The organism is Fretibacterium fastidiosum (assembly GCF_000210715.1).
Taxonomy (GTDB): domain Bacteria; phylum Synergistota; class Synergistia; order Synergistales; family Aminobacteriaceae; genus Fretibacterium; species Fretibacterium fastidiosum.
This window is the reverse complement of sequence record NC_021038.1, coordinates 2,025,889-2,040,426: the sequence shown is the minus strand read 5'-3', so window position 1 is coordinate 2,040,426 and position 14,538 is coordinate 2,025,889. Positions and strand designations below refer to the sequence as shown.

Here is a 14,538-nt window from a genome sequence, read left to right as displayed (position 1 = left end):
GACCAGAAAAAAGCTGAGCGCGGAACAGGAAACGAGCAGGAGCAGCAACCGCCCGAGAGACCCCGCGACGTACCGTGCGAATCCCTTACTCACTAACCCCTCTCCTTCCCCCGGGGAGCGATCCCCCGCTGTCTCATTCGCTCCAGCTCCACTCGTTCAGGTTCTCCAGCCCCGCTCCGCCCTGGTTTCTGGATTTGACCCTTCCTAGCGGCGGTATCGTCAGTCCGTCGCGGACGAGGTAGTTGTCCTGGGGACAGGCAACGTACAGGAACGGCACGTCTGCGTCCGCCAGCTCTTCAGCCTGCTGCCACAGCCTGTCGCTCTCCTCCTGGCTTGTGGCGCGCAGCGCCCTGTCGATCAGGGCGTCGACCTCCGGGTTGGAGTACGAGGGCGGATTGCCGATCACGCCTTTGTTGATCTGCGAAGAATGGTAAAACAGATAGAAGTCCGAAGGGCTGGGGTAGCCGAACGCCCAGCACGTCGGCGTAGCGCGGGCGTGGCGCGCTTCAACCCAGGGTGCGGATTGAGGGATAATATGGATTCCAAGCGCTTTGGCGCTCTCCGCGACCGCCACGACCACGTTGTAACGAGGCATGTCGTTGCTGCGGCCCTTGATCGTGAACTCCGCCTTCAGGCCGTCCTTCTCCCGGATGCCGTCGCCGTCCGAATCCACCCAGCCGGCGTCCTCGAGGATCTTCTTTGCCTCCTCCAGGCGTCCGTCCTCGAACGTCCGCTTCGAGGCCCAGGGCAGCCAGCCTCCGCCGATGGTGAAGGAGGGCTTCCCCATTCCGCTCAACGCCTGATCGACCAGAAGCTGACGGCTGATGCCGACGTTCAGCGCGCGGCGGATGGCCGGGTCACAGGTCACGTTGTTACCCACCTTCTCATCTCCTGAGGCAACCCCTTCGGGGATGACGGGCAGGTTGATCGCCAGCGAGGTGAAGGTGTCGAGCGTCAGGAGCTTCATGCCCGGCACCTCCTGTTTTGTGGCCGCGAACTCCGCCGGAATGAAGACGAAGTCCAACTGTCCCGACTTCGCTGCAGCGAGCGTGGCGTCGTCGTCGACCTTGAGGATCGTCACCCGTTTGAAGGGGGACTTCCTGCCGTAATAGTGCGGATTGGGCTCCAAAATCATCTGCTGTCCGATCTGGAAGTCCACGATACGCCAGGCGCCTGAGCCCAGCGGCATGTCACCGTAGCCCTCCTTATAAGCGTGCTTCGGAACGATGCCGACGTAACTCAGGAGGTGCGGAAAGAACGACCATGGACGGGAGAGCGTGAACTCCACCGTTCGGTCGTCGAGCGCCCGAACGCTCTCCAACATCGAGAGGTCTGCGACCGATGCGGCGGCCTTCGTGCTCTCAAACGTGAAGACGATGTCCTCCGCTGTCAGGGGGTGGCCGTCGGCGAACTTCGCGTCCTCGCGAATTTCATACGTGTACCTCAGCCCGTCTTCGCTGACCTTCTCATCCGTTGCCAGGTCCTTTTCCAGCAGGTTGTCCTTGCCGGGTTTCAGCAGGTGGCAGTGAAAGATGTCGGGTCCCCAGACACCATACCCGCGGACGGGGTCGATCTTTCCCGCCATGGCGTTATCGCCGCCCGACAGGACGATCTCATCCTTCGCCAGGGCCGTGCCGCAGAGGAGCGCCATCGCGAGGGAAAGCGCCGCAAAAACCGTTTTCTTCATGTTTGCCTCCTAAAATTCCAAAAATAGTGCAAAACTCCTGCGGGCGGCAAGCCCGCACCTTTTGCGCGTCGCAGAGATAAAAACGCGCCGGCCCTCTGCGCTTCTGCAAGCGAGAAGGTCGGCGCGTCCGTTTTCACGCGCCAAGACGTCCGCCCTGGGCAGGGGGCCAACGTCCTCCAGAGAAAATGCGTAAGTCTCCTGACTTGCGATTCAGGGGGAGAGCCCCCAGCGCCCGATGCCTGCCTTCCCACGGCCTGATGCCGCAGTGACTGACGTTCGTCATGGCGTCCCGAAGAGACGCTTCAGCATGGGTTCACGCTTACAGTGCCGGCCGCGCGGGGACTCTCACCCCATTCCATCTACACCGTCCCCACCGTATCGCGCGTCGGACAGGGAGGACGATGACGCATTTCCATATACAAACAGCCTGTTTGTACAAGACGTCATTCTAATGGAACGCCCTCAAAAAAGCAACAAGGCCGCCGATCGTCTGCTGTCGCTCAACGGTCCTGTCACCCCGTTTTGGGGGATGGCGTCTGGCCTGAAGCAGTGGCGGGCGGCGTTGAGGTTCAATTTCCTGCCTTGATGATGGAGCGCTATAATAAAAGCACCTGGTTTTCGCTATAGCACGACAAGCATTTGAGAGGTGTTTGCCATGTTTGATCCATTTCGACTGAAGGATATACTGGTTGAGTACAAACGGAACTTCGTTTCAAAACAGTGGGAAAATGAGAAATACAAATGGGAAGCCGTGAAATGGTTTCAGGATAATTGGGATGTGAACGCAGTTGATTTTCCGGAGATGCTGAGTCGGTCTTTGGACAAAACCCTCAATTTACTGACTTCCGCAAATTACTTCCCGAAGGGCATGATCGTCGATTTCGCCAGGTCCGCTCATGAAGAGGTTCGTTCCATGTTCATTGCTCTGTTCGATGAGAGCAAGGATGTGTTTGAACGGATGGATGCTTTTAGTGCGCACTCGTCCATCCTCTTGAAGGAGTACGGGAGCGAGGACGCACAGCATTATCAGTATGAAAATTCCATCAGCACCTACTTGTGGCTCCGTTATCCGGACAAATACTACATCTACAAGTTCAGTGAAGCAAAAGCAGTTGCCAACGAACTTAACTCGAATTACCGTTTCAAAAAAGGCGCTTATGCCGATAATATCCGAAACTTCCTACGACTTTACGATGAGATCAGCCTGGCTTTAAAAGAAGATACCGAGCTGGTGAACCTCTTCGAATCGCAATTGACCGAGACGTGCTATTCCGATCCTGAGTTGAAAACTCTGACCATTGACGTTGGATTTTACATCAGCAGATATTATTCGCAAAAGGATGCCGCTGCTGCAAAGCCTGTTAAATGGTATGGTTCCGATTATGATTCCGGCCTTACTGTCGATGACTGGAGCAAACTCCTCGAGGACGAAACCGTCTTTACCACCAGTGCACTGGAAATCATGAAGCGCATAAAAGACTACGGCGGCATGGCATCCTGCACACAGCTTGCCATGAAATACGGTGAGACAAAAAATTTCTACAACGCCGGTTCATTCGGACTGGCAAAGCGCATTTGTGAAGCCACCGGCATTTCACCAAACACCAGAGACAATGGCTCCACACGGTGGTGGACGGTTCTTTACGTGGGCCGTAACGCTGATAAAAATGAAGAAGGCAGCTTCGTTTGGAAATTGAGGGATGAGCTTTCTGCGGCACTCGATAAGGCTGATTTGAGCAACGTTAAACTGTATGTTACTGCCGCATCGGGCGAAAAATATCCGGTTACAGTGGTGGCTCCCATTAACGCATACACAAAGAGTGATTTCCTTGATGAAGTTTACATGACGGAAAAACGTTATGAAAACCTTGTATCCGTTCTTCAAAATAAAAAGAATATCATCCTTCAGGGCGCTCCCGGCGTGGGAAAGACCTTTGCTGCCAGACGTCTGGCATGGTCTATGATGGGAGAAGAAGATGATAGCAGGATTGAATTCGTGCAATTTCATCAAAACTATTCCTATGAGGACTTCATGATGGGCTACAAGCCCGTAGAGGACGGTTTTGAGCTCAAGTATGGTATCTTTTATCGCTTTTGTGAGAAGGCCGCGAACCGATTGGATAAAGATTTCTTCTTTATCATTGACGAGATCAATCGTGGCAACATGAGTAAAATTTTCGGAGAGCTGCTTCTGCTCATTGAGAAAGACTATAGAGGCACCAAGGCAACATTGGCCTATAATGGACTTCCCTTCTCAGTTCCTAAAAATCTGTACATCATCGGCATGATGAATACAGCAGACCGCAGCCTGGCCATGATTGACTACGCTCTTCGTCGCCGCTTCAGCTTCTTTGAAATGGAACCGGGCTTCGATTCTGACGGCTTCATCCAGTATCAAAACAGCCTGAATAACGAAACACTGAATGAGCTGGTATCTAAGGTTAAGGAATTGAATCGGGAGATTTCTCTCGACAGGTCGCTGGGCAAGGGATTCTGCGTCGGCCACAGCTATTTTTGTGGCAGAGATGTTTGCACCAGGGACTGGCTGTATTCCATCGTCGATTACGATATTCTGCCGATGTTGAGTGAATATTGGTTTGACGATGTCAACAAGCTCCGACACTGGGAGAATATTTTACTGGGTGTGTTTCAATGATAAAGGATAGGAGCATCTTCATAAAAAACATATACTATATGCTTTCGTATGCCTTCACCGCGCTGAATCAAGGTGGTTATGAGGATGTCGCTACCGAAGAATTCGAGAACATACATAACCTTTTTGCGGCGGTCCTCGCCAAGGGTATCGGTCGCCAACTGAAGCAGGGCCTGTATCGAGAGTATCTAAATCGCAAAGAGGATGTGGCTGTGGTCCGTGGCAAAATTGATATGCCGAGAACCATTCAAAATCGCCTTGCCAGAAAGTGCATGCTGACCTGTGAGTATGATGAGCTGTCAGAAAACAATCTCTTGAATCAGATACTGAAAACGACCGTCATGCTCTTGCTCCGGCATACGAAGGTAGACCAGGAGTACAAGAGCAATCTGAAAAAAGAGATGCTGTTTTTTTCCAAGGTAAGTACGATTGATCCCACCACGATTAGGTGGTCAGCTATCCGTTTTCAGAGGAACAACAATACCTACCGTATGCTCATCGGCCTGTGCCAGCTCATTATTGATGGAATGCTGCTGACCACGGATTCCGGCGAGTATAAGCTGGCAGCCTTTGTTGATGAACAGCGTATGAATCGTCTCTACGAGAAGTTTATCCTCGAATATTATGTCAGGGAATGCCCGCAGGTGACGGTAACGGCCTCGCAAATTCCGTGGGCGCTTGATGATGGCAACGGAACAATGCTGCCGATTATGCAGAGCGATATCATGCTGATCAGGGGCAGCGAAGTCCTTATTATTGATGCCAAGTATTATAGGCGCACAACGCAGACGCAGTATGACGTTCACACGCTTCATTCCAACAATCTGTATCAGATTTTCACTTACGTAAAAAACACGGACACGAATTTCGGAGCCCAACCGCATAAGGTTTCCGGTATGCTGCTGTATGCAGCTACCGATGAGGCCATCCAGCCGAACAACGTTTATCAGATGAGTGGGAACCGAATAAGCGTAAAAACATTGGATTTGAACCAAAAGTTTTCACAGATTGCAGCTCAGCTGAATGCTATAATGGAGGAGCATTTTAGGAAGTAATAATTCCAGGAGGCGATTGCGCATAGCGGTGGCGGGCGGCGTGGCCACGAAGAAAAGCCTCTTGTCAATGCAAGATTGTGTGATAAAATAAAAAGCTAAATGAAATTGGGGAGGAGGATGAGATGCCGGAGAAGGCGAATAAGACGGTGGCCCAGAACCGTAAGGCAAGGCATGATTATTTTATCGTTGACGCTTTCGAGTGCGGGATCGTCCTGACGGGAACGGAGATCAAGAGCGTGCGTGCCGGAAACCTGAACCTCAAGGATTCCTACGCCTCTCTGGATGAAGGGGAGCTCTGGCTGGTGGGGATGCACATCTCTCCCTACGAGAAGGGGACGTATTACAATCATGAGCCGGAGCGGCGGCGCAAGCTGCTCCTTCACCGTCATGAACTGCTGCGGTTGAAGGGCAGGGTCCGCGAGAAGGGCTTGACGCTGGTCCCTCTCTCCGTCTATATTAAGGAGGGGCGGCGAGCCAAGGTGGAACTGGCCCTGGCGCGAGGCAGGACGGCACACGACAAGCGGGACGCCATTGCGGATCGGGACGCGAAGCGAGATATGGCGCGTGCCGTGAGGCACAACGGACGGTACGACTGAGAGGACGGCTCTTCCCGTCATGCCGATGGATCATCGTTCATGTGATCGGGAAGTTTTGGATGATAAAGCCGGTTTTATTGGGGGCGACAGGTTTCGACGGCGCGTGGAGTGCCTGACAGAGCAGGTCGAGTTACGTCCGTAATCCTCGTTAAACATTCGGGCAGACGAATAAACGTCGATAACGATTACGCATTGGCGGCTTAGGCCTGCCACGTCGAAGGATGAGCTCGTCTGTTGGCTCGCCGGAGACGTCATTTTAGACAGATGCTTCGCTCACAGTCGGATCTTGCTGGAGTGAAAAAGACAAGAGGTCTTGGAAAAAGGAAGGCCGTTTTCTGCCTCACCTTTGACGACAATTAAAAGAAAACTAAGCCTGTAGCGCTGTCACGCTGGCCCACGTCGGACGGGGGTTCAATTCCCCCCGCCTCCACCAACTGAATCCTCGGCGCAATCGTTAACGCGTCGGGGTTGATTTTAAAAAAAAGGGCCTTTCCCGACAGAAGGAAAGGCCCTTTTGGCAACAGAAGAGCGGAGAGAGAGGAGCTGGGAAAGATGAACGTGGCCCACATGGAAAACGTAAAGACCCGAAAAAGCCTGTACCGCCGTATCCACGCACTTTCGGAGGAAAACCTGCAATCCCTTGTCCATTACCTGAATGAGCTCGAAAGTGGAGAGGCCCAGGAGCCCAATGAAGAAACCGTTGCGGCGATGCGAGACGTTATTGCAGGACGCAATCTCAGCAAAACCTATGACAACGTCGATGAAATGATGAAGGATCTGCTGGGCTCAAATGCTTAAGCTCCGATTTTCGTCAAAAATACAAAAAGACCTAAAGTTGCTGTTAAAACGAGACTATGACTTATCCGCCTTTGATCGTGTCGTCAGGTTGCTGGCACAGAACGCCGCTCTCCCCGAGTCTTTGGGGGATCATCCTTTAAAGGGCGATTGGTCCGGCTTCAGGGAATGTCATATAACATCCGACTGGCTCCTGATTTACCGGGTTGAACGGGATACGTTGACCTTGGTTTTGGTGCGTACCGGTACGCATTCTGATCTGTTCAAAAAATAACCCGAACGAGCGACCTGTCGGAATGGGAGGACACAAAACGGGTTCGATGGATAAGTGGTCCACCAGAAGCGAAAATCCCTGAGTTTCAAGAGGGATTCAGACGATAGGGAAACCCCCTCGCCGAGGGGGTTTTTGCTTGTTTGTCCCGCCTTTGTATTTCACGATGCCGCGAGTCAATCCACGGCGGGTGAGGCCGTGGCGGGCGGATTATTATGGAGCGATTGGCTGGGGTATAATTTGGAGCGGGAGGTGAACGGGATGACCTCTGTCGATACGGCATTATGGCCCGCGGGGATGCCGGAGTTCCCGATTCCCCTGAGGACGTTTTTTGAATGAAGGTCTGGAGCTCGGCGTGCGGTGACGTGGCGAGGCGCCTGGGGGAGGCGGGCCGCGCTGTGGTGCTGGCCTTCGGTGGGCCGCGCCGCGTGCTGAGCACGTCGCCCTTCAACGGCGGCCTGCGCACGGACCTGCGGCAGGCCTTCAACTACAGCTACAGCATCAAGGGCGGCGAGTACTGCACGATGCGGGCTCCGACCTATGCGGAGCACCTGGCCCTGATCGCGCGGGAGATCGGGCTGAACCCCGCCGTCAGCGTCGGGCTCTCCACCTCCGCCAAAATGGGGCACCTGGCGATCCTGGAGGACGGCTGGGGGTCCGCTGAGGTCGCCGCGCTGGTGACCGCGGGGCTCGACGTCAACGCAGGGCGCTCCGGCGACCCGGCGGACTGGGACGAGGAGGCGGAGCGCCGGTCCGCGCCCCCGACGGGGACGGTCAACGTCATCCTGCACTTCAGTTGCGACCTCAGCGAGGGGGCTCTGACCCGCGCCCTGATCACCCTGACGGAGGCGAAGGCCGCCGCCCTTCAGGAGCTGGCCGTCCCCAGCCGCTACTCCCACGGCATCGCGACGGGGTCGGGGACGGACGGCGCCATCGTGGTGGCTAACGCAGCGAGTTCCCTGCGCCTCACCGATACGGGGAACCACAGCAAGCTGGGCTCGGCGGTGGGGCGCGTGGTGAAGGCCGCGGTGAAGGAGGCCCTGCGGCTGCAGAGCGGCCTGACGCCCCAGAGCCAGCACGGCATCCTGCGGCGCACGGAGCGCTTCGGGGTGACGGAGGAGTCGTTGTGGGAGCGCTATCGCCACGGGGGCGGGAGGCTGGACCGTGCGCGCTTCGCCGCGGCCCTGGCGGGGCTGGATGCCCGAGACGGCCTGCTGGCGTCCGTGTCCCTGATTGTACACCTGATGGATCAGGCGGAGTGGGGGCTGCTCTACCCCGACGAGGCGCTGTCCGCCGCGCTGAGGCTCCTGGCGGCGATGGGCGTTTGCGTCGCCCCCTCCGGATCGGTCCACGACGCTCATGACGCTGAGGAGGCCGTGGCCTTCATCGCGGGGGCGGTGTCGGACGCTCTGGTCCGGCTTGCGGTGGACAGCGGGAATTCCTGCGAGGGGCCCCTTGCGGGCAACGGCGCGGGATGATGGGGATACTATGAAAGGCCGGTTCCTGTCATGGACGGCGGAGGAGGAGCTTGATGAGCTTGAACAGCGATCTTGAGCGTCGGTACGAGGAGTATCTGGCGGAGGTGATGGAGGTTCACCGCGCCCGGGGCGTCGCCGTGGCCGTGATCGACCGGGTGGGGCGCACGCTTTGGCAGAAGTTGGCCGGATACCGCGACGCGGAGCGCCGCCTGGCGATCGACGAGGACACGATCTTCGGGCTGGCGTCCCTCACGAAATCCTTCACCGCCCTGCTGGTGACGCAGTTGGCCGAGCGGGGCTCTCTCTCCCTTCAGGACCCGGTGTCGGTCCATTGCCCCTCCTTCAGGGACGCGGGCCCGAACCCCGTGAGGCTGGCCCACCTCCTGAGCCACAGCGGCGGGTACTTCCCCCTGCCGCGGACGACGCTGGAGCCCGTGGCGAAGGAGTTGGGGCTCCCGCTTGACGGTCCGGAGGACCCGGCCTTCAGCGACGAGCTGGCCCGCGCTGGCGTCGACAGGGTGGCGGGGGCTATGAGCGCTGCGTCGGAGCGCGTCGGCGAGCCGGGGGAGTACATGAGCTACTGCAACGATGGATACGGCCTCCTGGCGGAGGTCATCCACCGCGCAAGTGGGGCGGGCAGCTACGCCGCCTGCGTGAGGCGGGAGGTCCTGGAGCCCCTGGGGATGACCCGCAGCTCCTGCGAGTTTCTGCGCCCCGCGCAGGACGCGAACGTCGCGAAGCTCTACTCCGAGGCGGCGCCGGAGGGGGACCTGAACTTCTGCCGCAACGCCTTCGTCCTCATGGGCGGCGGTGCCATGAAGTCCACGCTGGCCGACATGAAGAAGTACCTCCGCATGTACCTGAACGAAGGGGCCATTGATGGAGGCGGTCGTCTGGCTTCCGCCAGGGGCGTCCGCGCCATGTGCCGCCCGCGCATCCCAACGCGCAGCCAGCAGTTCTATGGCTACGGGCTCTCCATCAGCTTCCTTGAGGACGTCACGGTGATCCGCCACGGCGGCAGCCTGCCCGGCGTGTCCTCGCACATGGCCTGGTCTCCGGAGCTGGAGCGCGGCGTCGTCGTGCTGTGCAACACGGAGGACGTTCCCGTGTCCCTGCTGGCGGACGCGGCGCTGCGGCTATCCATGGGACTTGACCCTCGACCGGCGAGCCGCTGGCGCAGATGTCCCTGGACGGACGCGACCCTTCGAGCTGCCTGCGGACGGTACGAGTCGGGGGAGGGCGCAGACGTCCTGGTGGAGCGCGACGGAGAGGGCGTCGCCGTCACAAACAGCGGCAAAGTTATGGAGGTCCTCATGGTGCACCCCTTCCGGGCGGTGTTGCGATCCGGCCTGTCCGAGACGGAGTTTCGGCTCCACTTCGGCGAGGACGGGGAGGTGTGGGGCGCCCGGCTGGGGGACCGCATCGTCAAAAAACGGTCCTGAAGCGTCGGCGACCGACGACGAAACGGCAGGGGCCTGGGCAAATGCCCAGGCCCCCTCGTCGTCGTTTTGAGGTGCCGATGCGCTACTCGTAGTACACGCCGTCAAGACGGTTGATGATGCCGCGGTAGAAGTTGTCCGCGCCCTTCAGGGCCTTGTTGGTGCCGTAAAGGGTGTCGGCGATGGCGAGGTAGCACCACGGGTTCAGCTCGTTCACGCGGTCGCAGAAGCGCTTGTAGATCTCCGCGCGCTCCGGGCCGTCCGCCGTGACGGTCCCCTTGTCCAGCAGCTCGTCCACCTCGGCGTCCTTCAGCCAGACGCGGTTGGAGGGCCCTGCGAACTTGGAGTGCATGGCCGCCTTGATGTAGGCGTCCGGGTCCGGGTTGATGTCGGAGGCGGACCAGCCGATCATGAAGACGGGCAGCTTGCCGGCCTTCAGCTGATCCAGGAAGGTGCCCCACTCCAGGACCTGGATGTCGACCTTGATGTCCAGCTCGGCGAGCATGTTCTGGATGACCTCGGCGTAGTCCTTGCGCTGCTTGTTCTCGTTGGTGTAGATGGTGAAGGCAAGGTCCTTGACGCCGGCCTTGTCCAGCATCTCCCTGGCCTTGTCGGGGTCGTACTCCACGGGGACGGGCTCGGGGAAGTAGTTGTTGATGGGCAGGAGCGGGCTGGTGGGCACGCGGCCCAGCCCCTGATAGACCACGTCCAGAGCGGCCTCGCGGTCGATGGCGATCGTGATGGCCCGGCGGACCTCGGGTTTGTCGAAGGGCGGCGTCTGGGTGTTGAAGCCCATGTAGGTGATGGACAGGCCCGGCTTGTTGTAGACGCTGACCTTGCCCTCCTCCTGCAGGCGCTTGAAGTCGCTGGTGGGAAGGCCGTAGGCGATGTCGATGTTCCCCGTCTCAAGCTCGATGACGCGGCTCGTGGTCTCCGGAATGGTGCGGATCTTGAGCGTCTTGAACTTCGGCTTCTCGCCCCAGTAGTCCTCGAAACGCTCGAAGGTGATGTGGTCGCCCTTCAGCGCGGAGACGAACTTGAAGGGGCCGGTGCCGATGGGCTCCTTGCCGTAGTCCTCGCCTGCGGCCTCCACGACCTTCTTGTTCATGATGTAGGAGGAGGAGTGGTTCAGGTAGGCCAGGAAGCCGGCCATGGGGGCGGAGGACTTGACCTGGAACGTGTACCGGTCGATGACCTTGAGCCCCTCGGGGTCGATGTTGGCGCCGTAGGACTTCACGGCCGCAGCCTTCGGCGTCGTCATGCGGTGGAGCGTGAACACGGCGTCCTCGGCGGTCAACTCGTCGCCGTTGTGGAACTTAATGCCCTTGCGCAGCGTGATCTCCCACGTCGTCGGGTCCAGTTGCTTCCAGCTCTCCGCCAGGTATCCGACGAGCTTCTTGTCCGGCGAGAACTCGAACAGCGGTTCGTACATCTGGATCAGGGCGCAACTGGACGAGGTGTCGTTCGCCATCTGGGGGTCCAGGGACTTCGCGTCCGACGCCGTGCCCACGACGATCTCGTCCTTGGGCGCCGCTGCGGCGACGCCGCAGGCCAGGGCTGCGAACGCCGCAGCCAACAGGAACAGAAAAACGCGCTTCTTCAAAACAGAACACTCCTTCCGGGTAGTATAAGGCCTCACAGAGGCCCTATGATCCATCGTTAAAGGGCGCCGCGTCATTCATGCCCAATCGCGTCTGACAACGCGGTTCGCCTCCCCTGCAAGGGGAGGTGGTTCGCGCCAGCGAACCGGAGGGGTTGGTCCTCAGGCTCACACTCCCCAAAATAACCCCTCAGTCTCGCCCCTTCAGGGCTCGACAGCCCCCCTTCCAGGGGGGCCTGAAAACGCGCCGCTTCGTTTTCGCCTCCCCTGCAAGGGGAGGTGGCCCGAAGGGCCGGAGGGGTCGCCTTTCACACTCAACGATAACCCCTCAGCCCCTTCGGGGCAGCCCTCACAGGGGCGCCAGGAGCCCTGAGCGTTTTTTTAACGCGAACTGGCATCGGTCTTCTTCCGGTGCGTCTCCGCGTAGAGCAGCGCCTGGTCGTAGGTGGCGTCGTCCGGGCAGTAGACCCGCATCAGCACGCCCCGACGGCCCCTCAGGAGGAGGACCCGCATCGCGTCCATGGGCTGCACCGTCGTCACGTCCTCCCATCGGGCGCGGCGCTCTGTGCTGCGGATGACCTCCAGGACCGGATCGATGGGGTAGCCCGTGAAGTGCAGGCGCCGCCCGTCCGCGGCGCGGGGGCTGCACCTCATGTTGTCGCAGAAGGCGTCCTCCTCGTCGAAGCGGTAGAGCGCCGCGTAGCGGTTCCTCATGACGACGAAGCAGACGACCCCGAACAGCCCCAGAAAAGCCAGGACCAGGTAGCCCGACACCAAGGCGGCCCCCTTGACGTGGGAGGCGTCCACGTAGCCTCCGAACCCCGCCTGAAGCGCCAGGAGGGAGAGCCAGCTCACGGACCAGCCGACGGTCAGCAGGATGGAGAGGTCCAGCAGGATCAGGGGGTTCGTCCCCAGCGGCACGCCGACGTACCAGCGCAGCCGTGAGGGAGGGGAGCCTTCGGTCCGTTCCCCGCTCATGAAGATCGGCTCCGGGTCAGACGCCCGGCGAAGCGGCAGGCCACGAAGTGCCCCGGCTCGTACTCCGTCAGGGGCGGCGTCCCCTCCAGGCACTCGTCCTGACGGTAGGCGCAGCGCCCCATGAAGCGGCAGGAGCCGGCGGGTTGATGGGGCTCGGCACGTCGCCCTCCAGGATGATCCTCTGGCGGCGCCCGCTGAGGCGCGCCGTCGGCACGGCGGAGAGCAGCGCCTGCGTGTAGGGGTGGACGGGGTTCTTGAACAGGGTGGTGTTGTCCGCCTTCTCCACGACCTGTCCCAGGTACATCACGGCCACCTCGTCGGAGACGTAGCGCACCACGCTCAGGTTGTGGGAGATGAAGAGGTAGGTGTAGCCCCTCTCCTTCTTCAGCTCCTCCAGAAGGTTCAGCACCTGGGCCTGAATGCAGACGTCCAGCGCCGAGACGGGCTCGTCCAGGACGATGAAGTCCGGGTCCAGGGCCAGGGCTCTGGCGATGCCGATCCGCTGCCGCCGTCCGCCGTCCAGCTCGTGGGGAAAGGAGGTGATGAGGCGTGAGGCCAGCCCCACGGTGTCCATCAGTTTTTTGACGCGGGCGTCCAGCTCCCGGTGGGGGCAGGCCCGGTTGATGACGAGAGGCTCCGCGATGAGCTGCGACACCGACATGCGCGGGTTCAGGGACGAGAAGGGGTCCTGAAAGACGATCTGGGCCCTGCGGCGAAACTCGCTGCGCTTCGCCCCCGTGAACTTGAGGGAGTCCTGGCCGTCGAAGAGCACCTCGCCGTCCGTGGCCTCGATCAGGCCGATGACGACGCGCCCCAGGGTGGACTTCCCGCAGCCGGACTCGCCCACCAGCCCCAGGGTGCAGCCCCTGGCGATGGAAAGCGAAACGTCGTCCACGGCGTGGAGCAGGCCTCCGTGTACGCTGAAGTATTTTTTGAGTCCCCGGATATCGAGAAACGTCTCCGGGGCAGCCTTTGCGCCGCTCATAGCCTGGCTCCTCCCTCGATCTTCTTCGGAAAGTGACAATCGACGAAATGCCCCTTTTCCACCTCGACCATGCCGCAGGCCCTCTCGAAGCAGACGGGCTGGGCCTGGGAGCAGCGCGGAGAGAAGCTGCATCCCGCGGGCAGGTTCGTCGGGTCGGGCGGGAGGCCTGGGACCACCGCTAGCTTCTGGCCGAGGGGGGTGTCCAGGTCGGGCACGGCGTCAAAGAGCCCGTGGGTGTAGGGGTGCAGCGGGTTCCCGTAGAGCTGACGCAGGTCCGCGTACTCCACGAGGCGCCCCGCGTACATGATGGCGACGCTGTCGCAGGTCTCCGCCACGATGCCGAGGTCGTGGGTGATCAGCAGCATGGAGGTCTTCACCTTCTGCTGGAGGTCCTTGATCAGCTCCAGCACCTGCGCCTGAATGGTGACGTCCAGGGCCGTGGTGGGCTCGTCCGCGATGAGCAGACTCGGCCGGCAGGCCAGGGCGATGGCGATGCCCACGCGCTGGCGCATCCCGCCGGAGAACTGGTGGGGGTAGTCCTTGGCCCGCTCCGTGCGGATCCCCACGAGCCCCAGCATCTCGTAGGCGCGGTCCCGGACCTCCCGCCCCTTCAGGTCCGTGTGCAGGGAGATCATCTCCATGATCTGCTCCTCGACGGTCATGATGGGGTTCAGGGAGGTCATGGGGTCCTGGAAGATCATGGCGATCTGGCTGCCGCGCATGTGGCGCCGCTCCGCGTCCGTCATCTTTCGGACGTCCTGCCCCTTGAACAGGATCTCGCCGCCCGTGACCTCGCCGGGGGGCGACTGGATGAGCTGGAGGATGGCCAGGGCCGTGGTGGTCTTGCCGGCCCCCGTCTCGCCCACGAAGCCCAAGGCGTGTCCCTCCCGGAGCTGGAGGTTGAGGTGGTTGACGGCGTGCACCACGCCGGAGTCCGTGTCGAACTGGACGGACAGGTCGCGGACGTCGAGGAGCAGATCGTTGCCGTTCATCGTCGTTCC

Annotated in this window: 11 protein-coding genes, 1 other RNA gene, 1 pseudogene and 1 riboswitch; of the genes and pseudogenes, 8 read left to right on the top strand and 5 right to left on the bottom strand. The window is 59.9% G+C overall.

Going from position 1 to position 14,538, the window contains the following annotated elements; genetic code table 11:
- Positions 1-133: 133 nt before the first annotated feature.
- Entirely contained in the window at positions 134-1,687 is a 1,554-nt protein-coding gene (locus tag SY1_RS09315) for an ABC transporter substrate-binding protein (protein ID WP_015556862.1), read from the bottom strand.
- Between the two features lie 171 nt (positions 1,688-1,858).
- Positions 1,859-2,108, bottom strand: a riboswitch (cobalamin riboswitch).
- Between the two features lie 234 nt (positions 2,109-2,342).
- Here SY1_RS09315 and SY1_RS09310 point away from each other — a divergent pair.
- The 8 genes from SY1_RS09310 (at position 2,343) to SY1_RS09275 (ending at position 9,977) form a co-directional block, all read left to right on the top strand.
- Positions 2,343-4,343 carry an AAA family ATPase gene (locus tag SY1_RS09310; protein WP_015556861.1) on the top strand — a complete coding sequence of 667 codons (2,001 nt, stop codon included), beginning with the start codon at positions 2,343-2,345 and terminating at the stop codon, positions 4,341-4,343.
- A complete protein-coding gene (mcrC, locus tag SY1_RS09305; RefSeq protein ID WP_015556860.1) occupies positions 4,340-5,395 on the top strand; it encodes a 5-methylcytosine-specific restriction endonuclease system specificity protein McrC in 1,056 nt (351 codons plus the stop codon). The genes SY1_RS09310 and mcrC overlap by 4 nt, the downstream gene beginning before the upstream one ends.
- Positions 5,396-5,517: 122 nt before the next feature.
- Entirely contained in the window at positions 5,518-5,991 is a 474-nt protein-coding gene (gene smpB / locus SY1_RS09300) for an SsrA-binding protein SmpB (protein WP_015556859.1), read from the top strand.
- Positions 5,992-6,070: 79 nt separating this feature from the next.
- Positions 6,071-6,424, top strand: a transfer-messenger RNA (tmRNA) gene (ssrA, locus tag SY1_RS09295).
- Between the two features lie 119 nt (positions 6,425-6,543).
- Positions 6,544-6,789 carry a hypothetical protein gene (locus tag SY1_RS09290; protein ID WP_015556858.1) on the top strand — a complete coding sequence of 82 codons (246 nt, stop codon included), beginning with the start codon at positions 6,544-6,546 and terminating at the stop codon, positions 6,787-6,789.
- Positions 6,782-7,060: a type II toxin-antitoxin system RelE/ParE family toxin gene (locus SY1_RS09285; protein WP_015556857.1), complete on the top strand. Its 279-nt coding sequence runs from the start codon at positions 6,782-6,784 to the stop codon at positions 7,058-7,060. Before SY1_RS09290 ends, SY1_RS09285 begins: the two co-directional genes overlap by 8 nt.
- Before the next feature lie 332 nt (positions 7,061-7,392).
- Entirely contained in the window at positions 7,393-8,535 is a 1,143-nt protein-coding gene (locus tag SY1_RS09280) for an adenosylcobinamide amidohydrolase (protein WP_015556856.1), read from the top strand.
- Positions 8,536-8,588: 53 nt separating this feature from the next.
- Positions 8,589-9,977 carry a serine hydrolase domain-containing protein gene (locus tag SY1_RS09275; protein ID WP_015556855.1) on the top strand — a complete coding sequence of 463 codons (1,389 nt, stop codon included), beginning with the start codon at positions 8,589-8,591 and terminating at the stop codon, positions 9,975-9,977.
- Between the two features lie 82 nt (positions 9,978-10,059).
- Here SY1_RS09275 and SY1_RS09270 read toward each other — a convergent pair whose 3' ends face one another.
- From SY1_RS09270 to SY1_RS09255, 4 genes and pseudogenes are all read right to left on the bottom strand, one after another.
- Positions 10,060-11,577: an ABC transporter substrate-binding protein gene (locus tag SY1_RS09270; RefSeq protein WP_243440653.1), complete on the bottom strand. Its 1,518-nt coding sequence runs from the start codon at positions 11,575-11,577 to the stop codon at positions 10,060-10,062.
- Positions 11,578-11,955: 378 nt separating this feature from the next.
- Positions 11,956-12,552: a hypothetical protein gene (locus tag SY1_RS09265; RefSeq protein WP_015556854.1), complete on the bottom strand. Its 597-nt coding sequence runs from the start codon at positions 12,550-12,552 to the stop codon at positions 11,956-11,958.
- Positions 12,549-13,537, bottom strand: a pseudogene (locus tag SY1_RS09260) (ABC transporter ATP-binding protein). Before SY1_RS09260 ends, SY1_RS09265 begins: the two are co-directional and overlap by 4 nt.
- Complete coding sequence (locus SY1_RS09255; RefSeq protein WP_015556852.1) at positions 13,534-14,529, bottom strand: ABC transporter ATP-binding protein; 996 nt, start codon at positions 14,527-14,529, stop codon at positions 13,534-13,536. Before SY1_RS09255 ends, SY1_RS09260 begins: the two are co-directional and overlap by 4 nt.
- Positions 14,530-14,538 lie beyond the last annotated feature (9 nt).